23 protein-coding genes are annotated in these 19,943 nt (G+C 71.8%); 9 read left to right on the top strand and 14 right to left on the bottom strand.

The features are described from left to right. Positions 1-257: 257 nt before the first annotated feature. Both ETD96_RS47625 and ETD96_RS20040 read left to right on the top strand, forming a co-directional pair. Positions 258-383: a hypothetical protein gene (locus tag ETD96_RS47625; RefSeq protein WP_274704629.1), complete on the top strand. Its 126-nt coding sequence runs from the start codon at positions 258-260 to the stop codon at positions 381-383. Positions 384-440: 57 nt separating this feature from the next. Next, complete coding sequence (locus ETD96_RS20040) at positions 441-1,328, top strand: phosphotransferase family protein (RefSeq protein WP_274704630.1); 888 nt, start codon at positions 441-443, stop codon at positions 1,326-1,328. 265 nt (positions 1,329-1,593) lie between these two features. Here the strand turns inward: ETD96_RS20040 and ETD96_RS44905 are convergent, their stop codons facing one another. The 11 genes from ETD96_RS44905 to ETD96_RS19990 form a co-directional block, all read right to left on the bottom strand. Further along, complete coding sequence (locus ETD96_RS44905) at positions 1,594-1,743, bottom strand: hypothetical protein (RefSeq protein ID WP_171069126.1); 150 nt, start codon at positions 1,741-1,743, stop codon at positions 1,594-1,596. Positions 1,744-2,032: 289 nt separating this feature from the next. Continuing rightward, positions 2,033-3,397, bottom strand: a complete 1,365-nt coding sequence (locus ETD96_RS20035) for a glucose-6-phosphate dehydrogenase (RefSeq protein WP_138637998.1) — start codon at positions 3,395-3,397, stop codon at positions 2,033-2,035. Beyond that, on the bottom strand, positions 3,394-5,223 hold the full coding sequence (locus tag ETD96_RS20030) for a glycoside hydrolase family 15 protein (RefSeq protein WP_138637997.1): 1,830 nt from the start codon (positions 5,221-5,223) through the stop codon (positions 3,394-3,396). The genes ETD96_RS20035 and ETD96_RS20030 overlap by 4 nt, the downstream gene beginning before the upstream one ends. 99 nt (positions 5,224-5,322) lie before the next feature. Further along, the gene (locus ETD96_RS20025; RefSeq protein ID WP_138637996.1) at positions 5,323-6,327 is read right to left on the bottom strand and encodes a C-terminal binding protein; all 1,005 of its coding nucleotides are present in this window, start codon (positions 6,325-6,327) and stop codon (positions 5,323-5,325) included. Beyond that, the gene (locus tag ETD96_RS20020; RefSeq protein WP_138637995.1) at positions 6,314-8,104 is read right to left on the bottom strand and encodes an IlvD/Edd family dehydratase; all 1,791 of its coding nucleotides are present in this window, start codon (positions 8,102-8,104) and stop codon (positions 6,314-6,316) included. The genes ETD96_RS20025 and ETD96_RS20020 overlap by 14 nt, the downstream gene beginning before the upstream one ends. Positions 8,105-8,123: 19 nt before the next feature. Further along, positions 8,124-8,702 (bottom strand): alkaline shock response membrane anchor protein AmaP, encoded by a 579-nt coding sequence (locus tag ETD96_RS20015; protein ID WP_138637994.1) that lies wholly within the window; start codon positions 8,700-8,702, stop codon positions 8,124-8,126. Next, positions 8,702-9,304, bottom strand: coding sequence for a DUF6286 domain-containing protein (locus tag ETD96_RS20010; RefSeq protein WP_138637993.1), 603 nt, complete (start codon positions 9,302-9,304; stop codon positions 8,702-8,704). The genes ETD96_RS20015 and ETD96_RS20010 overlap by 1 nt, the downstream gene beginning before the upstream one ends. After that, positions 9,301-9,654: an Asp23/Gls24 family envelope stress response protein gene (locus tag ETD96_RS20005; protein WP_138637992.1), complete on the bottom strand. Its 354-nt coding sequence runs from the start codon at positions 9,652-9,654 to the stop codon at positions 9,301-9,303. The genes ETD96_RS20010 and ETD96_RS20005 overlap by 4 nt, the downstream gene beginning before the upstream one ends. After that, positions 9,651-9,854, bottom strand: coding sequence for a hypothetical protein (locus ETD96_RS20000; RefSeq protein WP_138637991.1), 204 nt, complete (start codon positions 9,852-9,854; stop codon positions 9,651-9,653). The genes ETD96_RS20005 and ETD96_RS20000 overlap by 4 nt, the downstream gene beginning before the upstream one ends. A gap of 30 nt (positions 9,855-9,884) precedes the next feature. After that, positions 9,885-10,226 carry an Asp23/Gls24 family envelope stress response protein gene (locus ETD96_RS19995; RefSeq protein ID WP_138637990.1) on the bottom strand — a complete coding sequence of 114 codons (342 nt, stop codon included), beginning with the start codon at positions 10,224-10,226 and terminating at the stop codon, positions 9,885-9,887. Between the two features lie 128 nt (positions 10,227-10,354). Beyond that, positions 10,355-10,708, bottom strand: coding sequence for an Asp23/Gls24 family envelope stress response protein (locus tag ETD96_RS19990; RefSeq protein WP_386871668.1), 354 nt, complete (start codon positions 10,706-10,708; stop codon positions 10,355-10,357). Positions 10,709-10,916: 208 nt separating this feature from the next. Between ETD96_RS19990 and ETD96_RS19985 the strand changes: the two genes are divergently transcribed. The 4 genes from ETD96_RS19985 to ETD96_RS19970 are packed head-to-tail and all read left to right on the top strand — an operon-like array spanning position 10,917 to position 13,695. Further along, the gene (locus tag ETD96_RS19985) at positions 10,917-11,189 is read left to right on the top strand and encodes a hypothetical protein (protein WP_138637989.1); all 273 of its coding nucleotides are present in this window, start codon (positions 10,917-10,919) and stop codon (positions 11,187-11,189) included. Further along, complete coding sequence (locus ETD96_RS19980) at positions 11,189-12,319, top strand: ABC transporter permease (protein ID WP_138637988.1); 1,131 nt, start codon at positions 11,189-11,191, stop codon at positions 12,317-12,319. Before ETD96_RS19985 ends, ETD96_RS19980 begins: the two co-directional genes overlap by 1 nt. Continuing rightward, the gene (locus ETD96_RS19975; RefSeq protein ID WP_138637987.1) at positions 12,316-13,050 is read left to right on the top strand and encodes an ABC transporter ATP-binding protein; all 735 of its coding nucleotides are present in this window, start codon (positions 12,316-12,318) and stop codon (positions 13,048-13,050) included. The genes ETD96_RS19980 and ETD96_RS19975 overlap by 4 nt, the downstream gene beginning before the upstream one ends. A gap of 51 nt (positions 13,051-13,101) precedes the next feature. After that, positions 13,102-13,695: a TetR/AcrR family transcriptional regulator gene (locus ETD96_RS19970; RefSeq protein WP_138637986.1), complete on the top strand. Its 594-nt coding sequence runs from the start codon at positions 13,102-13,104 to the stop codon at positions 13,693-13,695. Positions 13,696-13,930: 235 nt separating this feature from the next. Here ETD96_RS19970 and ETD96_RS19965 read toward each other — a convergent pair whose 3' ends face one another. Then, positions 13,931-14,860 carry a cation diffusion facilitator family transporter gene (locus ETD96_RS19965; RefSeq protein ID WP_138637985.1) on the bottom strand — a complete coding sequence of 310 codons (930 nt, stop codon included), beginning with the start codon at positions 14,858-14,860 and terminating at the stop codon, positions 13,931-13,933. 333 nt (positions 14,861-15,193) lie between these two features. On the opposite strand from ETD96_RS19965, the gene ETD96_RS47620 reads away from it, so the two are divergent. After that, a complete protein-coding gene (locus ETD96_RS47620) occupies positions 15,194-15,328 on the top strand; it encodes a hypothetical protein (protein WP_274704628.1) in 135 nt (44 codons plus the stop codon). 26 nt (positions 15,329-15,354) lie between these two features. On the opposite strand, the gene ETD96_RS19960 is transcribed toward ETD96_RS47620, so the two are convergent. After that, positions 15,355-16,269 carry an NmrA/HSCARG family protein gene (locus ETD96_RS19960; RefSeq protein ID WP_138637984.1) on the bottom strand — a complete coding sequence of 305 codons (915 nt, stop codon included), beginning with the start codon at positions 16,267-16,269 and terminating at the stop codon, positions 15,355-15,357. Positions 16,270-16,355: 86 nt separating this feature from the next. Between ETD96_RS19960 and ETD96_RS19955 the strand changes: the two genes are divergently transcribed. Next, the gene (locus tag ETD96_RS19955; protein WP_138637983.1) at positions 16,356-17,105 is read left to right on the top strand and encodes a TetR/AcrR family transcriptional regulator; all 750 of its coding nucleotides are present in this window, start codon (positions 16,356-16,358) and stop codon (positions 17,103-17,105) included. Between the two features lie 40 nt (positions 17,106-17,145). Here the strand turns inward: ETD96_RS19955 and ETD96_RS19950 are convergent, their stop codons facing one another. Continuing rightward, entirely contained in the window at positions 17,146-18,147 is a 1,002-nt protein-coding gene (locus ETD96_RS19950) for a YbgA family protein (RefSeq protein ID WP_240807899.1), read from the bottom strand. A gap of 258 nt (positions 18,148-18,405) precedes the next feature. On the opposite strand from ETD96_RS19950, the gene ETD96_RS19945 reads away from it, so the two are divergent. Next, positions 18,406-19,899 carry an SDR family oxidoreductase gene (locus tag ETD96_RS19945; protein ID WP_138638000.1) on the top strand — a complete coding sequence of 498 codons (1,494 nt, stop codon included), beginning with the start codon at positions 18,406-18,408 and terminating at the stop codon, positions 19,897-19,899. Positions 19,900-19,943 lie beyond the last annotated feature (44 nt).

The following is a 19,943-nucleotide window of genomic DNA, read 5'->3' as shown; positions in this document are numbered from 1 at the left end:
CGACTGGGGCACCGCCTTCGGCACCCTCCCACCCGGCCTCGACCTCGCCCCGATCATGCCGCTTCGTCGCCGGCACGTCGACACCGCAGACCAGACTCAATTGACAACCCAGTAGGGCGGCCGTCGCCCGGTCATCGGCCGTCAACCGGTCTGAGTTCGCCGTGGCCGAGCACGCTGCGATTTGAGTCCTGACGGAAACTGAATGCCGTGGTGAGGGCGGTGTCGTGCGTCATCGCGTGTGTTGCACGACTCGATCCGTGGACAAGCAACTGCCCGATGACTACCGCAGCCATTACGCCGAAATCGAATTCGGCTACGGCCACCCCACCATCGTCCATCCCGGCCTGGACGCCGTGCAACGGCTTACCCCAACCGGGAGTTGAGCCACCTCCTAGAGTGCGTGGGTGAACCTTTCGCATCTCGGCACGCCGATCGGGCCGATGATCCGCGTCCACGGGGGGTTCGCCAACCGGATGTACCGGCTCGACACCGACCAGGGGGCGTTCGCGGTGAAGGAGTTGAACCTGGTCGACCGCCGCTGGGCCTATCGCGCCGAGGACGTGTTCAGGTTCGAGCGGGCGGCCTTCGCCGCCGGCATTCCGATGCCAGAGCCGATCTCGGCCGGCCACCACACGCTCGTTCACCGATGGGTCGAGGGCGAGAAGGTGCCCGAAGCGCCGGTGCCGGCGGCGTACGCGTTCGAGATCGGTGAGATCCTCGCGCGCATCCACGCGCTCGACGTCGCGTGGCCCCGTGTGCCGATCGAGGACCCGATCTCACGGGTCTGGCCCGAGCTCGCCGCGCGGGCGGCGGCGACCGGGCAGCCGTGGGCCGACGAGCTCGCCTCTCGCGTCGAGACGTTCCTCGGGATCGCCCACTTCGTCGACACCTGCGAACGGCCGGGCCCCGTCGTGCTGACTCACAGGGACGTCCAACCGTGGAACCTGCTCGCTCGAGAAGGTCGGCCGGTGGTGCTCGACTGGGAGCTCTCGGGGATGCTCGACCTGTCCGGTGAGCTCGGCTCGACCGCGCTGAGCCTCGCGAAGGGACCCGGCTTCGACGACATCGAGCCCGCCATCTTCCGCTCGGTTCTCGACGGCTATGTCGCGGGGGGCGGAGTGCTGCCGCCGGCAGGTCCAAGCTGGTTCGTGTTCATGATCGGCGGCTGGCTGGGGCACACGAGGTGGAACATCCTCCGGTGCCTCAGCGGTGTCGAGGCGAGCACCGGTCCTGACCTCGCCCTGTCGCACGAGTCCGTGCGTAACGGGGTGCGCGGCCTCCCCGACCTGTTCGGCCGACTTCCGCAGCTCGAGGCGCTGCTCGTGTGACAGTGACCTGCGTCGGTACTTGGCACGCTGCGTAAGGCACACATTCCGTGAACGGGTTGGAGAGTAGGGGGGCGGTGGACGTGATGGTTGCGCGGTGGAAGCTGCTGCGGGAGCGGCGCAGCTACGGCGCCAGTTCTTCGCCGAGGACGGCCTGCCGCCGGTTATGTCACCTGCTACCGAGCCGCCCAACGTGAGCCGCCAAGCCCGTGAGGCTCGCCGACTGCGTCACCGCCCGCCGCCAGTTCCCGAACATGGCCCGGCAGCATTACCGGCCACGCCTCTTGGTGCGCCGCCGAACCGTGACGACCCTTGCGATCACGAGCACGGCCACCACCACTACAAAGCCGATCGAGACCAAGACCTTTTGGACCGTCCCAAAGTAGTAGGCCAAATCACCGGCCATCGCCTCCAGCATGAACGGCATCTCCTCCCCCGGGACCGGACTTACCCCGGCACATCCGGCTCACCCTCCAGAGATGACCATGTATGTTTGGGCCGCACTTTAGCCTTGCATTATGAAAAATCGTTTGATTCGAGAAAACCAGATAAAATGGTTTGCGGGAAGTCGGCAGGTTTATTTTCCTCTCGAATTCAAACAAAGCCCTGCTCTGGGCCGCTCGTACCTCCTGATCGGCATGGCCGAGAGGCGAACGGTGTCACGTGCTCCCCCGGCGCGTCTCGGACGCGGGGCGGCTTGGCGGCCCTTAGGTCTCCTCGCCTGCGGGGGCCGGGCCGCGGGAGCCGGCCGGGTACTCCTGCAGGGGCACGCGGCCGCTGGACCAGGCGGACATGACGGGCGCGAGGACCCGCCACGCCTGCTCGGCTTCGTCGCCCCGGATGGACAGGGCCGCGTTTCCGTGCAGGACGTCCAGCAGCAGCCGGCCGTAGGCGGGCAGGTCGGACGGCTCCATCTGCGCGGTCATGGTGAGGGGCGTGAGGGTTCGCACTCCGGAGCCGATGCCGGTGAGGTCCAGGGTCACGTCCTCCGGGTCGAGCCCGAAGCGGAGCACGTTGGGGACGGCCTCCCCGAAGGGCAGGTGGGGGACGGGCCGGAAGAAGATCCTGACCTCCTTGCGGTCGGCTTCGAGCGCCTTGCCGCTGCGGAGCCGGAATCTGGTGCCCGACCAGCGCCAGCTTTCCAGGTGCAGTTCCACCTCGGCGAACGTCTCGGTGCGGCTGTGCGGGTCCACGCCGTCCTCGTCGATGTAGGCGGGGACGTCGCGGCCGTCGACGCGCCCGGCGGCGTAGCGGGCCCGGCGGGTGTGGCGCAGGACGTCCTCGTCGGTGAACGGGCGGATCGAGCGCAGCACGTCGATCTTGCGGTCGCGGAGGTCGCGCTCGCCGAGGCTGAGCGGCGGTTCCATGGCCACCAGGCACAGCACCTGGAACAGGTGGTTCTGCACCATGTCCTTGAGGGCCCCGACGCCGTCGTAGTAGCCCGCTCGGCCTTCCAGGGCGAGGGACTCGTCCCAGACGATCTCTATCTCGGAGATGTGCGCACTGTTCCAGATGGGTTCCAGCACGCGGTTGGCCAGGCGGCTGCCGAGCAGGTTCTGGACGGTGGTCATGGCCAGGAAGTGGTCGACGCGGAACACCGCCTGCTCGGGGACGACCTCGGCCAGCAGCCGGTTCAGCTCCCGGGCGCTGTCCAGGTCTTCGCCGAACGGTTTCTCCAGGACGATCCGGCTTCCCGGCGGCAGGTCGGCGCCGCGCAGGGCGGTGACGGTGCCGGGGAAAACCGCGGGGGGCAGGGCGAGGTAGAGGGCGACCGGGCCGTCGCCCGCGATGAGGGAGGCGAGGTCGGCGGGGTCGGTGGCGTCCGCCCGCCGGTACCGGGTGGTCGCGGCGACCCACCGCCGCGCGTCGGCGGGCGCGGAGGCCGCGTGCCGGTCGAGCTGCTCGGTCGCCCAGTCGCGGAACTCCTCGTCCGTCCGGCCCTTCCGGTCGGCGCAGATCAGCTGGAAGCCATCGTCGAGATGCCCGGCCGCGCGCAGGGCGGCCAGACCCGGAAGCAGGTAGCGGGCGTTGAGGTCTCCGGTGGCGCCGAAGACGACGAGTCGGTTGATCATGTTGTTCCGCCTGCCTTTGCTCGGGCGAGGGTGACGCCGCTGGCGATGACGCCGATGTGGCTGAACGCCTGGGGGAAGTTGCCCATGAACGTGCCCGTCGACGGGTCGATCTGCTCCGGTAGCAGTCCGAGCGGGCTGGCCCGGGCGCACAGCGAGTCGTACAGCCTCTCGGCTCGTTCGATGTGGCCTTGCAGGGCGAGGTTGTCGACCAGCCAGAAGCTGCACAGCAGGAACGCGCCCTCGTCTCCGGGCAGCCCGTCGGGCGACGTGTCGTGCAGGTAGCGGTAGAGCAGGCCGTCCCCGGCGGACAGGCGTTCGGCCACGGCCGCCGTGGTGGCCGCCATCCGCGGGTGCCGCGCCGGGACGACCTTCCGCAGCGGGAGTGCGAGCAGGCTGGCGTCGAGGCTCCCGCCGCCGCCGAGGTGCTCGCTGAGGCATTGCGCGTCCTCGTCCCAGGACTGCTCCAGGACGAGCTCGCGCACCTTGTCGGCCGCGGCGCGCCATGTGGTGATCGGTCCGGGCAGGCCGAGGCGCTCCCCGATGCCGGCGGCGCGGTCCAGGGCCACGTGGCACATCCCGGCGGAATAGGTGAAGACCCGGCCCTCGCTGCGCACCTCCCAGATGCCCTGGTCCGGCTCGCGCCACGCGGTCTCGGCGGTGCGGGCCAGTTCCGCCAGCTTGGACCACAGCGCCGGGTGGAGGTCGCCGCCGGTGCGCAGCCACTGGTCGGCGCAGTCCAGGACCTCGCCGTAGATGTCGTGCTGGCGCTGGTCGGCGGCGCCGTTGCCCCACCGCACGGGAGCCGAGCGCCGGTAGCCCTCCAGACCGGTGTCCTGGACCTCCTCGGGGACGGGGTCGCCGCGCAGGGTGTACATGATCCGCGGCTGCCGGCTGTTCTCGAAGGCGTCCAGGACCCAGCCGAGGAAGGCGTCCGCCTCGCCGCCGAACCCGACGCGGCGCAGCGCGAACACGGTGAAGGCCGCGTCCCTGATCCAGGCGTAGCGGTAGTCCCAGTTGCGCACTCCGCCGATCGGCGCGGGCAGCGAGGAGGTGGGCGCGGCCACCAGCGACCCGTTGACCCAGTCGTCGCACAGCTTCAGCGTGATCGCCGCGCGCCGCACGAGCGGTTCCTGGGGGCCGTCGTAGATGAAGTTCCGCATCCAGCGGCGCCATGCGGCCGCGGTGTCGCGCAGTACCGCCTCGGGTTCGAAACGGTGGTGGCGGTGGACGCGTCCCCAGGACAGCGTCGCGTCGAAGCGATCGCCTTGCCGCAGGTCGTGGACGGTGCTCAGGCCGTCCAGCGGGTGGTTGGACCGCAGATGCAGCCGCAGGTCCGGGCGCCCGGACGCCTGCACTTCCAGCCCGCTGGCCAGGGCCCGGGCCTGCGCGCCGCCGCGGGGCCGCAGTTCGACCCGCAGGCGAGCGGTCCCGTCGAGGACGACGGCGGAGCGGACGAGCTCCCCCCGGCTCGCGCCCGCGTCGTCGGACAGGTCCGCGCCCGCGCGCAGCACCAGCGCGTCCGTGATCCTGACCAGGCCGTCCGGGCCGCGCATCTCGGTCACCAGCACCGCGGTGTCCGGTTCGTAGTAGTGGCGGGCATCGCGCAGGTCCTCGACGGTGAGGGCGAAGTGGCCGCCGTTCTCGCCGTCCAGCAGGCCGCACAGCAGCGGTTCGCTGTCGAAGCGGGGCAGGCACAGCCACGGGATCGAACCGTCCAGGCCCACCAGGGCCGCCGTCGCGCCGTCCCCGACCAGGCCCAGGTCCTCCAGCGGCAGGTAGCCGTCCCGGCGGCGGACCGGCCGGAACGGCGGATCCGGATCGAGCATGGCGAACTCCTCCTCCGACTCGCGGTCCGCACCGCGCCCGTTCCATCCCGTCCGAGGGTCCATGCGCGGGTTGGACGAGTTTTTGCGGGCTCGCGGCCATCAGGGGACGGGCGTCACGTCGTTGACCGGGGAGCGGGCCGGCCGCCCGGTCAGGACCCGCACGGCCTCTTCGGCGGCGATGCGCCGCACCGCCCCGACGGCCTCCTCGGAGTAGTAGGCGGCGTGCGGTGTGACGATCACGTTGGGCAGGTCGAGGAGGGCGTTGCGCGGCCGCCAGTCGCGCTGCTTCGCGGGTTCCTCTTCGAGGTCGTCCAGCGCCGCGCCGGCGATCCAGCCCTCGGTGAGCGCCTGGAGGAGCGCCGCGTCCTCCACGATGGGCCCGCGCGCGGTGTTGACGAGGACGGCGCTCGGCTTCATCCTGCCGAGTGTCGCGCGATCGAAGGTGTGGTGCGTCCGCGGGGTGAGCGGCGACTGGACCACCAGGTAGTCGGCGCCTTCCACGAGGTCGTCGAAGGACACCGGCCGCACGTCGCGGGACCGCATCTCGGACTCGTCGAGGAACGGGTCGTGCGCCCAGACCTCGACGCCGAACGCCTGCGCCCGCTCGGCGATGAGGCGCGCGATGGCGCCGAACGACAGCAGGCCCAGGACCCGTCCCCGCAGCCGCCAGATCGGCTGCCCGGTCTTCCAGTGCCACTCCCCCTGCCGCGTCGCCCGGTCGTACTGGCAGACCTTGCGGGCGGCGGCGAGCCAGAGCGCGACGGCGTGGTCGGCGACCTCCTCGGCGCACCATTCGTTCGGCGCGTTCGTGACCTGGATGCCCCGCCGGGTCGCGGCGTCGACGTCGACGATGTCGACGCCGGTGCCGTAGCGGGCGATCACCCGGCAGCGGGTGAACGCGTCGACGGCGCGGGCCCCGACCCGCGCGTACTGGGTCAGGACGCCGTCGGCGTCCCGGCCCCGCTCGATCACCTCGTCCTCGCTCTTGCACTGCGCGGCGACGAGCCGGAACCCGGCGCCCTCGATGATCGCGCGTTCGATGTCCACGTCGCCGAAGTCGTAGTCGGCGATCAGGATCGTGCCCTGGCCGTCAGTGCGAGTCACGGGGAATCCCCTTGGTGTGTGCGATGTCCTGGTACGCCACGGCGAGCTCCATGCAGCCGCCGCCGTCCAACTGCCCGACCGTGGAGCGGTAGATCTCCTGCCACGGCGTCTGGTTCTCCAGCGCCGGCGGCGCGTACTCGGCCCACCGCGCGGCGATCTCCTCGTCGGACAGCAGGACGTCGACGCGCGCGCCGTCCAGGTCGACGCGGATCCGGTCGCCGGTGCGCAGGACGGCGAGGTTCCCGCCCGCCGCGGCCTCGGGGCTGGCGTTGAGGATGGACGGGGCGTCCGAGGTGCCGCTCTGCCGGCCGTCGCCGAGCGTGGGGAGCGCGATGACGCCCCGCCGCGCCAGCCCCGTGGGCAGTTCCATGTTGACGACCTCGGCCGAGCCCGGGTAGCCGATCGGCCCGGTGTAGCGGATGACGAGGACGCAGTGCTCGTCGATCTCCAGTCCGGGGTCCTCGATGCGGGCGTGGTAGTCCTCCGGCCCCTCGAAGACGACGGCGCGGAGGTCGAACGTCTGCGGGCGGCCGGGCGGCGGCAGGTAGCGGGCCCGGAACTCGTCGGTGAGGACCGACGTCTTCATGACCGCGGACTCGAACAGGTTCCCGGTCATGACGAGGAGTCCGCCGCGCGGTGCGACGGGGTCGTCGACGGGGCGGATGACCGCCGGGTCGGCGGGCGGGGCGTCGGCCAGGTTCTCGGCGGCGGTCCGGCCGGAGACCGTCATGGCGTCGCCGTGCAGGTGCCCCGCCTCCAGCAGCGCCCGCATGACGGCGGGGACGCCGCCGGCCCGGTAGAAGTCCTCGCCGAGGTACTCCCCCGCCGGGGCGGTGTTCGCCAGCACCGGGACGTCGGCGCCGACCCGCTGCCAGTCCCGGTTGGACAGCTCCACCCCGGCGTGGCGCGCGATGGCGTTGATGTGGATGGGCACGTTGGTGGAGGCGGCGATGGCGGACGCGACGGCGATCGCGTTCTCGAACGCCGGCAAGGTCATGATCTTGCGCGGGGTGGCGTCCTCGCGCACCAGGGCCACCGCCCGGCGGCCCGTGTCGTAGGCCATCTGCGCCCGCTCGCGGTAGGGGGCCGGGATCGCGGCGCAGCCGGGCAGGGCCATTCCCAGCGCCTCGGCCAGGCTGTTCATCGACAGCGCGGTGCCCATCGTGTTGCAGTGCCCGATGCTGGGCGCGGACGCGCACACCCGCGACATGTACTCGTCGTAGTCGATCTCCCCGCTGGCCAGGAGGCGTTTCGACCGCCAGATCACCAGCCCGGAGCCCGTCCGCATGCCGGCGTGGTAGCCGTTCAGCATCGGCCCGCCGGACAGGACGATCGCCGGGAGGTTCACCGTCGCCGCCGCCATCAGGCACGCGGGGGTGGTCTTGTCGCAGCCCGTCGTCAGGACCACCCCGTCGAGCGGGTATCCGTACAGCACCTCGACCAGCCCGAGGTAGGCGAGGTTGCGGTCCAGCGCGGCGGTGGGGCGCTTGCCCGTCTCCTGCAGCGGATGGACGGGGAACTCCAGCGGGACGCCGCCGGCGTCCCGGATCCCGTCCCTGACCCGGTCGGCGAGGGCGAGGTGATGCCGGTTGCAGGGAACCAGGTCGTTGCCCGTCTGGGCGATGCCGATGATCGGCCGGCCCCCCTGCAGTTCCGCGGCGGTGAGGCCGTAGTTGAGGAAGCGCTCCAGGTACAGAGCGGTCATCTCGGGATTGCCCTCGTTGTCCCACCACTCCCGGCTGCGCAGCTCGGTCGCGGTGTCCTTCGTCGGCGGCATCCTTGCTCCTCTCGGGGCGTCAGATGACGGTCGCGGGCTGCTCCCGGGACAGCGGGTGCAGCCGCACCACGGTGGGGATCGACTCGCGTTCGAGTGCGGCGCAGAGCCGCGGAATCGCCTCGTCCTGGATGCGCCGCCGCAGTTCGGCGGGGTCCGCGGCCGAGCCGTAGGCGACCTTCAGCCGAAGCTCGGACCCCTTGGACGAGCTGATCAGCCGGGCCCGCACGGTGCGCACGCCCGGGTACTCGCCGATCTCGGCCTCCAACGCGCCGGTGATGGCTCCGGCCTCCACCCGCGTCCTGCTGGCCTCGGCGTCCGGCTCCAGCATGAAGCCCCGCGACCTGCCGGAACGGAGCTGCATGAGCAACCATGCCAGTCCCAGCAGTGCCAAGACGACGGCCGCCGCAGCCACGGCCGGCCAGAACCAGCTGTTCTCATCGGCGAAGCGGCGCGCCTCCGCGGTCAGCACCGGAGAGGAGGATCGTGCGTCGCCGAAGGCGCCCACGCCGCGTGCGAAGCCGGCGCCCCCGGCGGCGGCGAGCACAGTGCCGAGCAGGAGCAGGCCAGTGCGGTTGACGTGCGCGGGACGGCGGTCCATCACGCCTCCCTGTGCTTGATTCGCACCGCGACGGAGCGAGTGGGCAGCGGCCGAAGCCGGTCGAGCCGATCGCGCACGGCCTCGGTGACTCCCTCGTCCAGCCCCGCGGGCTCGCGCACGGGCGTCTCCGCGACGACCATGACCCGCCGGCGGCCCAGCCGGACCCGCTGGACACCCGACACCCCTGACGCCCCTTCGGCCGCAGTGGCGACGGCACGCTTGAGCCCGCGCCTGCTCACCCCCATCAGCAGGCTCGGATCCCGCCCGTGCAGCGGGACGATCCGGGACGCGCCCGGCAGCAGGGCGGCCAGCACGAAGCAGACGCCGATCAGTGCCAGGGCCGCGAAGATCGCGAGTACGTACCAGTCGTCCCAGTTCGCGGACCGCACCCACCCGTACGGGAAGATGTGCGCCGGGCGGTCCAGCGCTGCGGTGATGACCTCGATCGCGGTCAGCACGCCGGCCGCCGCCATCAACAGCGCGCCGGCAACGGCCGGCACCACCCGGCGGGAACGGAACGCGTGCCTGGCCGCGCGGTCGGCCTTGCGAGTCTCGGCCGCCCGCGGCTCCACGGCGGGCCGGGCACCGGCTTGCTCGGTCACAGCACGGTCCTTTCGCCCGCACCCGGGCGTGCGAACTCGGCCACATCGACGTCCACCTGCCGGACGGTCAGGCCGGTCAGCTCCGTCACCCGTTCGCGCACGCTCTCGCGCACCTGGCGGGCGACCGCGCGCACAGGCATCGGATAGGCCACCGACAGCGCCACCTTGGCCGTGACGATGTCCCCGTCCACCCGCACCTCGGTGCGAACGGAACGCCGCCCGGGCACCGGCACGCTGAGGACCGTCCGGCCGAGTCCGCCGGACGCTTCGACATCCTGCACGGACTTCGCGACGATGCGCGCGACGGCCCGGTCCCGGATCGTCGTCCTGCCTCGTTCGGTGTTCGTCATCGCGGCCGCCGTCCCGAGCCTCCTGAAGAGAAGATCTGTCTAAGGTCGAGGCTGCCCTCGATGACACGGCCGACCACGTAGCCGAGCGCGCCGAGGAACAGGACGAGGAAGAACGGGCCGGCGCCACCGAACGCTCCGGCGAACCCCAAGGCCACCCCGAAGGCCAGGCCGATCACGGGCCACGGCACTCTCACATCCATCCCGATCTCTCCCTCGGCTCCGCGGGACGCTCAACCGTCATCGGCCACGTCCCCGATCAGCACGTCCACCGTCCGCCGGCCGGCCAGCGGGCGCACCAGACGCCGGACGTCCTCGGCGATCTCGGCGAAGGGCCGTCCGTACCGGACGACCACCCCCACCTCGATCGCCGCCTTGCGCACTGCGACCCCCGTGAAAGGGGGTCCGGCACGGTAGGTCGCGATCCAACCGCGCGGACCGGCCGTCAGGGTCAGCACGTCCGGGCATTTCAGGGCCGTCTCACCGACCCGCTCCGCCAGTTCGGCGAGCGGCTCCCGGCTGCTGGGTGCCGAGTCTTCGCGGGTCGTCCCCGCGTCGGTTCTCTCGCCCGACACACCCTTGGGTCGCGTTCCCCGGGAGGCGTCCCCCTCGCCCCCCACTCCTTCTCCGGCCGGATCCCGTGCCTCGTCCGGAACGGACCAGAGTTGGTGGTGGGACGACTTCGCCCTGTCCGACCCGGCAATCATCGAACTCGGGGCTCCTCCGACCGCGTTTCCGAATCCTCGCCCTCCACATGGACATCGTCGACGGTGATGTTCACCTCGACGACCTCGAGACCGCACATGTGCTCGACCTCATTGACGACGTTGGTACGCACGGCGGCGGTCAAGTCGGGGATGGAAAGCCCGTACTCCACGACGAGGTCGATGTCGACGGCCGCCTGATGTTCGCCGACCTGCACGGCCACGCCCTGGGTGTCGTCGGCCGTCATGCCGGGCAGGCGCTCCCGCACCGATCCGAGCGTCCTGGACATGCCCGCGCCCATCTCGTGCACGCCGCCGACCTGCCTGGCGGCCATGGTGGCGATCTTCGCCACGACGGCGTCGGCGATCCTGGTACTGCCGCCGGAAGTGATGAGTTCACTCGACCCCCCGTCGGAGCCCCGCTTCCGCATCGTCCCGGTGGCGCCCTGCTCGGCGCCCCGCCTGTCGTCTTGGCTCACGATGCCCCCTAAATCCCGGCGTCGGCCTCTTGGACGGCTGACGTGCCAGTAATTCTCGCGGAGCGTCACTTAAAACCGGCACATGCATAAAGAGCAACCAAATGTCGATTTACCCTTTAATGCTCCAGCCGCGCCGGGAGATCTGGAGCGCAAGAACGGCCGGGCGCCGACCGAGTTCGCCGGCGACGCGGTGCGCGACGCGCTGGCCGCGGGTGCCGGTGGTCGTGACACGGGCTTCGCATCGACCACCTCAGGCGGCACCGAGACGACGGACCTCGGGGACCGCGACAAGTTGGCGACACGGTGTTGGTATGTTATCGACATGATGTCGACAAAAACGCGGGTGTGGGGCTGATGTTCCTCGCCGTTCGCGAGCTGCGGTTCGCCAAGGTCCGGTTCGGGCTGATGGGCGCCGTCGTCGCTTTGATCGCGGTCCTCATGGTCATGCTGTCCGGACTGTCGGTGGGGCTGGTCAGGGACGGGGTGTCCGGGCTGCAGAAGCTCCCGGTCACGTCCTTCGCGCTCGAACGCGGCGTCCAGCACGACTCCGCCTTCTCCCGGAGTGTGGTGGAGATGTCCGCCGTGGACGCCTGGCGGAGCCGGCCGGGCGTGGCGGAGGCAGCTCCCTACGGCAACACGCTCATCAACGCCAAGAGCGACCGGGGCGTGGACATCGACCTCGCGCTGTTCGGGGTGGCGCCGGAGTCGTTCCTCGCCCCCAAGGTGAGCGAGGGCTCGCGGCTCAACGGCGCGGACGGCATCGTCGTCAGCGGCACGGCCCTGGACGCCGGCCTGCGCCTCGGCGACACGATCACCGTCGACCGGCTCGGCACGAAGCTGCGCGTCATCGGCGCCTTGGAGGGGCAGCACACCTTCGGGCACGTCGACGTGGCGTACGTACCGCTGCCGACCTGGCAGCGGATCAAGGCCGGGGCGGCGCCGGGCGACGCGGTGCCCGCGCACGCCACCCGGGAGATCACCGCGGTGGCGGTGCGCGCCGAGCCCGGCGCCTCGGTCGATCTCACCGCGGGGGACGCGGCCGCCGGCACCGAGAGCCTCACCCTGGAGGAGTCCTACGGCGCCTCGCCCGGCTACACGGCCGAGACGTCCACGCTGCAGCTCATCCAGGGTTTCCTGTACGCCATCTCCGCCCTGGTCGTCGGGGCGTTCTTCGCCGTCTGGGCGATCCAGCGCAAGCACGAGGTCGCGGTGCTGCGCGCCATGGGCGCGTCCAGGAGCTGGTTGCTGCGCGACGCGCTCACCCAGGCGCTCATCCTGCTGCTGGCCGCCGTCGCGATCGGCGCGGGTATCGGCGTCGGCCTCGGCTCGCTCGTCACCGGCGGCGGGGCGCCGTTCGCCCTCAGCGCGCCCAGCATCACGACCGCCGCCGCCGGGCTGGTCCTGCTCGGGCTCGCCGGCGCCGGGGCCGCCGTCGCCCGGATCGCGTCCATCGACCCGGCCACCGCCCTTGGAGGAAACCGATGACCCACCAGCCCGCACCGGCCGCCGGGCCGCGCGAGGACGGCGCGACCGCGCCGGAGCGCCCGGGACTGGTCTTGGAGGGCGTCTGCCTCCGGCACGGCGACGGCGGTGAGACCGTCCAGGCTCTCGACAACGTCGACCTCTCGGTGCGCGCGGGAGAGCTGGCCGCCATCGTCGGCCCGTCCGGCGCCGGCAAATCGAGCCTGCTCGCGGTCGCCGGCGGACTCGCCCGCCCGGATCGGGGCACGGTCACGGTGGCGGGGCTCGACCTCACGGCCGCGGGCGCGCGGGCCAGGGCGAAGCTGCGGCGCGACCACATCGGATTCGTCTTCCAGGCCGGCAACCTGGTCCCGGCGCTGAGCGCCCTCGACCAGCTCCGGCTGCCGCTGCGGTTCCGGCCGCGCCGCGCGCGCTCCGGCCGCGACCCGCTCGCACTGCTGGAGGACGTGGGGATGGCGGACAAGGCCGGTCGGCACCCGCACCAGATGTCCGGCGGGGAGCGTCAGCGGGTCGGCATCGCCCGGGCCCTCGTGACCGAGCCGAGCGTGCTGCTCGTCGACGAGCCCACCGCCGCCCTGGACCGCGCGCGCAGCCACGAGATCGTCCGGCTGCTCGCCCGCGAGTCGCGGCAGCATGGCGTGGCGGCCGTCATGGTGACCCATGACCACGACGTCCTCGAACACTGTGACACGGTGTACGAGATGATCGACGGGCGCCTCACCGCACTCGCCTGACGCCCCGGCCGGGCCGTCCGGCGGGTACGGCGGGCCGGGGAAGGGGGCCGCGTGCCGAAGATCCAGGCGCCGACCGTGGCCGAGCATCGGGCCGCGCAGCGGGCGGCCCTGCTCGACGCCGCGCGCAGCCTGCTGTCCGAGGAGGCCGAGCGGGCCCCGAGCATGGCGGCGGTCGCCCGCCGGGCGGGGCTCGCCCGCTCCAGCGTCTACGCCTACTTCACGTCCCGGGACGATCTCCTCGACGCCCTCATCGTCGACACCTTCCCGCGCTGGTCCGCCTACGTCAGAGCGCGGATGGGAAAGGCCGGGACCCCCGGCGACCGGGTGCTGGCCTACGTCCACGCCAACCTCCGCCTGGTCGCCCGCGGGGACCACGCGCTGGCCCGCGCCCTCGCGGCCACCGGCCGCACCGACGCGCTGGCCAACTCCAGCCGGCTACTCCACGACGAACTCCAGACGCCGCTCCGCACGGCCCTGGCCGACCACGGCGCAGGCGACCCCGACCGGACCGCCGAACTCGTCCAGTCGATCGTCTACACCCTCAGCCGGATGATCGAGGACGGCCTGCCCGAACGCGCCGCCCGCCGCCTTGCCGACGAATTGCTCACGCCGTACCTGAACCCCGCCACACCACATCCGGCGTAACGACTCCCCTGTCGCCCTGGCGCAAAAGATCAGGTATTGGGACGCCGGGCGTCCGCCATGTTGGGCGGTGGCCGGATCTGTTCGGCGTCGCATGGTCCTGCTGGCGAGGCCGGTCGCCGGAGGGCGCTTCGTCCACTCCGTCACCGGCCTGCTCAGCGTTCCGGAGGTCGTCTGGTTCGTACTGGAGCACCCTGCTGTCCGGTCCCCGCCGGGGGCCGGACAGCGGCGGGGGCCGTCACCAGCCGACTTCGTCGCATCCTCTGTGGGACGCCGGCTCGACCTGGAGGGTGGCGTGGGCGATGCCGTGGCGCTCGCGCAGAAGGTCGCGGGCCTGGTCCAGGACCGCGTGGTTGTCGGCCTTCTCTTCGGTCACCAGGTGCGCGGTGGCCACGTGCATGCCCGACGTCAGCGTCCACAGGTGCAGGTCGTGGACGTTCCGGACACCGCCGATGGCGGCCAGTTCACCGGCCACGGCATCGACGTCCAGGCCCTCGGGGGCGTGCTGCCCGAGCACGGCCAGCACCTGCCGTCCCAGGGCGACCGCGCGCACGACCACGAAACCGGCGATCGCGATGGCGACGACGGTGTCGAAGAGCACCTGCCCGGTCGCGGCGACCAGGACGCCGGCCACGATCACTCCGACGGAACCGGCCGTGTCGGCCATCACCTCGAGATAGGCGCCCTTGACGTTCAGGCTCTCCGACGCCCCCGCACGCAGCATGACCAGCGCGACCAGGTTGATCACAAGACCGAGCGCCCCGACGACCAGCATCGGGCCGGACGACACCTCCGCGTCCTCGCCGATCCGGGACACGGCCTCGGCGCCGATGTAGACCGCCATGCCCAGCATCACCAGCACCGCGAACCCTGAGGCGAACACTTCGGCGCGATAGGACCCGTAGGTACGGCGGCCGGTGGCGTCCGGCCGTGTCGCCATCTTGGTCGCCACCAGCGCCGCGGTCAGCGTCACCACGTCCGCGGCCATGTGCCCCGCGTCCGACAGCAGTGCCAGGGACCCCGACAGCAGCCCGTAGACCAGCTCGACCACGAAGAACGAGCCGACCAGGGCGGCCGCCGCCCCCAGGCGCCACCGGTGGCGGCCCCCGGCGTGCCCGGCGGCCTGCCCGACGACTTGGCCATGCCCGTGCCCGTGTCCCGCGCCCATCGCATCTCCCCTCCGAGGCGTCGACCTCGTTCTGCTCAACGTTCGCCAGGGACAGACCGAAGACCTCGGATGCGCGGCCGTCCAGTCAACACCTGCTCATCTGAAGATATGATCATACATAGGTCCGCAGCGGCGGTCTGCACGGTGTAGTGGCGTTCGACGCAGACCCCGTTGTCGGTGTGGGGACGGCGACATGGCCAGGCCCCCCTCTCCCCCGGCCCCCGGCTCTCGACAGCGGAACTGGCTCCCACGGCCCCGTCATCGCCAAGATTGACCAGGGCGGCGACGCCCACCAACGCCCTCGCTCTCGAACGTCAGGTAGTGCACCGCTGTGTGACCACCCGGCCCGCACCCCGCGCCGCCTGCCCGATCATCCGCGGCTTCACCGCTGCCTCCCTCGAAGGCACCCGCCGCATCTACCGCGACAGCACCCTCCTGGAGCCCCTCGGCAAGAGGGGTGTGCCGTAGTCAGGAGGCAACGGCACTGGTCTGCGTCAGGACTTGCTGAGGTGGGCGCGGAGTAGGGCGGCACCGGACTCGGTGAGCCAGTCGCTCAGGGTGCGCAGGCCGGGGTGGATGACGCGCAGTGTCTCGATGTCGGCGTGCCAGCGGTGACCGGCCTGCCAGTTCCTTCGTGTCTCGGCGATCTGCGGGTTGAGCGCGGCGGCCTGGCCGTCCGTGAGCTGCTCGTACCGGATCGGAATGCCGGTGGCCTCGGTGATCGCGACGGCGGCCTCGACCGGGGTCGGTTCGTCTCCGGCCAGTTCCAGGGTCCGGCCGGCGAACCGGGCCGGGTCGGCGAACGCGAGCACGGCGAACTCGGCGACGTCTTCCAGCGCGATGATCTGCATGGGCTCGTGCGGCGGGAAGACGTGCCGGTGTACGCCGTGGGAGATGCCGTCGAGGCCGGTCACCATGACGCCGAGATAGTTGGTCATGAACCGGACCGGACGCAGAATGGTGGGCCGCGCGATGTGGTCGCGCAGGTAGTCCTCGATCAGCAGCTTCCCCTCCCTGCCCCGTGTCGCACCCGATGTGGAGGCGACGGTGCTGAACACGACCTGCTCGACACCCGCTGCGGCCGCGGCGTCGATCAGGGCCCGGCCGCGGGTCGCCTCGAGTTCTGTTTCGGGTCCGGCCGGGCCGAAGGCCACGGGTGGTATGCCGAACACGGCGGTGACGCCGTCGAGTGCGGGCGGCAGGCTCGCCGGGTCGTCGAAGTCACCGGGGACGAGCTGGGCGCCCAAGGCGGCCAGCTCGCGAGCGGCGGGCGCGGTCAGGTCGCGCACCAGGGCGCGGACCGGTCGTCCTGTGGTGAGGAGGCGCCGGGCGGTGGCGCCGCCCTGCTTGCCGGTGGCGCCGGTGACGAGGATCGGGGAATCGGGGTCGGCCGGTGTCGCGGTGGTCATGGGGCCCTTTCCAGAAATGGCGGGGGATGCTGAGATGATCCGGAATGCTCCACCCGCTTCTGCGCCGCAGACAAGGATTTCGTGACATGACGGCATCACCAGGGGCGGCCCATGCCGGGCGCGCCGATGCGCGCCGCAACCGGGAGATCGTGCTGCGCACGGCGTTGCGCGTGTTCGCCGAGGAGGGGATGCAGGTCTCACTCGGCCGGATCGCACAGCGCGCCGGGGTCGGCGCCGGGACCGTCTACCGGCACTTCCCGAGCAAGGAGATCCTGGTCGAGGCGGTGCTCGCCGAACACGTCGAGGTCTTGGTGGCCGCCGCCGACCGGTGGGCCGCCCGTACCGCCCCCGGAGACGCGCTGTTCGGATTCGTACTCGAGGTGATCGAGACCTCGGCGGGCCGCCAGCACGTCTGCGACGCGCTCACAACTGACGAAGGCTGGCCGCACGCCATGCTGGCCGGGGCGAGGCAGCGGTTCTTCGAGGCGCTGGAGCGCCTGGTACACGACGCCAAACACGCCGGTGCGATACGCACCGATGTTCAAACCGAGGACATCTCTGCACTGACCATCGGTGGTGCCGCGGTGCGTTCGGCACATCGGGACAAGGCACGCGGCACGCAACTGGTGCGGCTACTGCTGGACGGCTTACGCCCCCGAGCCGTCACGAAAGACGAAACGTTCCGTGACTCGTTCTCTTCGCGACACGAAACCGCCGACCTCAAATACTGCATGGAATGCGGCGCGCGGCTGCGTGTCCGCGCCACCGGGCGGCCGCCTCGCTACTGCGGTCCGGCCTGCCGCCAGCGCGCTCACCGGCGCCGCCGCCCCGCATGACCCACGGGCACGAACCGGGTACGGACCGGAGAGCGGTGGTTCAGAGGTGGTGGCGCAGGACGAGGTCGGCCGGGAAGGGGTCCAGGTAGGTCTGTTCGGCCAGGTAGGCGAGTTCTTCGCCTTCGGCGTGGTGGCGCAGCAGCGCCACCGGGACGCTGAGCGGGGCTTCGCCCTGGCGGTAGGACTCGACGGCGGCCACGATGTCTTGCCGCCTGGCCTGGTTCAGGTGCTCGCTCAGCGGGCCCAGGACGTGCAGGAGCGCGTTGGCGTTGCGGCCGCGCTTCGGACGGATGGCGAGAGCGGCGGCAAAGGCATGGCGGTACTCCGATTCCAGATCGTCGCGGTCGCCGGTGCCCGCCCGTGCCACGATCCGTCCCATACTCCGGTAGGCGGACGGGTCGTGCGCGAGAATCTGGAGCTTGTGCCTGGTGTGGAAGGCGACCAGGTCCCGCGGACGCCAGTCGTGCTCGAAGAACTCGCGGAGCCGCGCCTGGGCGAAGACGCGCTCGATGAAGTGCTCGCGCAGGATGGGGTCGTTGAGCCGTCCGTCCTCTTCGGCGGGCAGGTCGGGGAGCGCGCTCATGACGCGGTCGGAGAACAGGCCGCGGCCGCGGCGGTCCACCGGCTGCCCGTCGGTGCGTTCGCCGGGCCTGCCGGACGCGTAGCGCGGCAGGTTCATCAGCCCGCAGCTGGGCGAGCGGGATTTGAACACGTAGCCGTCGACGTCCGCGAGGTCGGAGAGCCGGTCGTCCGCCAGCGCCGTGATCGCCCCTGTGTGATCGGCGGAACCGTCCTTGGTGACGAGATGCCCGTCGGAGAGCAGGCGCAGGGTGGGCCGGGGCGCGCCGAGGCCGATCTCCATCTCCGGGCAGACCGGGACCCAGTCGACATGGTGCGCGAGAGGGCCGGTGAGGAACCGGTCGCGGCTGTGGCCGCCGTTGTAGCGGACCGGCGCGCCGAGCAGGCAGCTGGACACCGCGAGCCGCGGACGCGGGTGCCCCGCCTCGGCGGCGGGTCCGGGCGGCGGCATGGGCGGGGTCATGCACACACCCGTGCCCTGGGACAAACCGCTTCAAAACTTGCGGCTCCAGCACGTCGTCCGCCTCGGCCAGCGCCGCCGCCAGCGCGTGCACCGGCAGCCCTGCGGCCGATCCCCTCCAGGACCGGGCCGGCGCCGGTCGGGGTGACGTCGTCTCCGGCTACGGCAAAATCCGGTCACCGTGCGTTGTGCGCGCCAGACCCTGGGTAGGCAGCGTCCGACCGAGGGGGGAGAATGACCAACGGCGGTGATGCGTCGGCCATGCCCGAACGCGGGCAGGGCGCGGACCGCCGGAAGTTGTGCCTGGTGACGGGAGCCAGCGGCTACATCGGGGGGCGGCTGGTCCCCGAACTGCTGGACGCCGGTCACCGGGTGCGGTGCATGGCCCGTTCGGCGCGGCGACTGCGCGATCATCCCTGGGCCGGACGAGTGGAGATCGTGGAGGCCGACGCCACCGATCCGGAGGCGACCCGGCGCGCGCTGGACGGTGTCGACGTCGCCTACTACCTGATCCATGCGATCGGCGGCGCGGGCGGCTTCGCCGAGAACGACCGCCGGGCGGCGCGCACGTTCGCCGGGGCGGCGCGGGACGCGGGGGCGGGACGGCTGGTCTACCTCGGCGGCATGGATCCGAAGGAGAGACCGTCGCCGCATCTGCGGTCCCGTGCCGAGGTCGGCAAGATCATGCTCGACAGCGGGGTGCCCGCGGTGTGGCTGCGCGCCGCGGTGATCATCGGCTCGGGGTCGGCGTCGTTCGAGATGCTCCGCTACCTCACCGAGCGGCTCCCGGTGATGGTCACGCCGCGGTGGGTGCATACGCGGATCCAGCCGATCGCCATCCGGGACGTCCTGCACTACCTGGTGGCGGCCGCCGACCTGCCCGCCGACGTGAACCGCGGCTTCGACATCGGCGGGCCGGACGTGCTCACCTACGCCGGCATGATGCGCCGGTACGCCGCAGTGGCCGGGCTCAACCGGCGCGTCATCATCCCGGTCCCGCTGCTGAGCCCGTCCCTGTCGAGCCTGTGGGTGGGAGCCATCACCCCGGTTCCCGGCGGGCTCGCGCGCCCGCTGGTGGAGTCGCTGCGCAACGAGGTCGTGTGCACCGAGAACGACATCAGCCGGTACGTTCCTCCACCGCCGGACGGGCCGACCGGCTTCGACCGTTCGGTCGAGCTGGCACTGCGCCGGGTCCGCGATGCCGAGGTCGCCACGCGCTGGTCGTCGGCCAGCACCCCCGGCGCCCCGAGCGACCCGCTGCCGACGGACCCGGACTGGGCCGGCGGCAGCCTCTACACGGACGAACGATCGTGCCGGGCGGACGCTCCACCGGAGCGGCTGTGGGACGTCATCGAAGGGATCGGCGGAGAACGCGGCTGGTACTCCTTCCCGATCGCCTGGCGGGCGCGCGGCGTCCTCGACCGGCTGGTGGGCGGCGTCGGGCTGCGGCGCGGACGCCGGGACCCGCACCGGCTGCGCATCGGGGAGACGGTGGACTTCTGGCGCGTCGAGGAGATCGAGACGGGCCGGCTGCTGCGGTTGCGGGCCGAGATGCGGCTGCCCGGCCTGGCCTGGCTCGAACTGAGGGTGAGCGCGGAGGACGGCCGCAGCGTGCTGGAGCAGCGGGCGCTGTTCCATCCGCGCGGGCTGGCCGGCCACGCCTACTGGTGGGTGTTCCGGCCCTTCCACGACCGCGTCTTCGGCGGCATGTGCCGCGGCATCACCCGCGCCGCCGAGAACGCCCGCACGGTCTGAGCCGACGGCTGCGGAGGCGGGGGCGGTCAGTGGTCGGCGGCGGC

Source organism: Actinomadura geliboluensis, from assembly GCF_005889745.1.
Taxonomy (GTDB): domain Bacteria; phylum Actinomycetota; class Actinomycetes; order Streptosporangiales; family Streptosporangiaceae; genus Spirillospora; species Spirillospora geliboluensis.
Note: the sequence above shows the minus strand (reverse complement) of the source record. Positions and strands in the feature narration are given on the sequence as shown.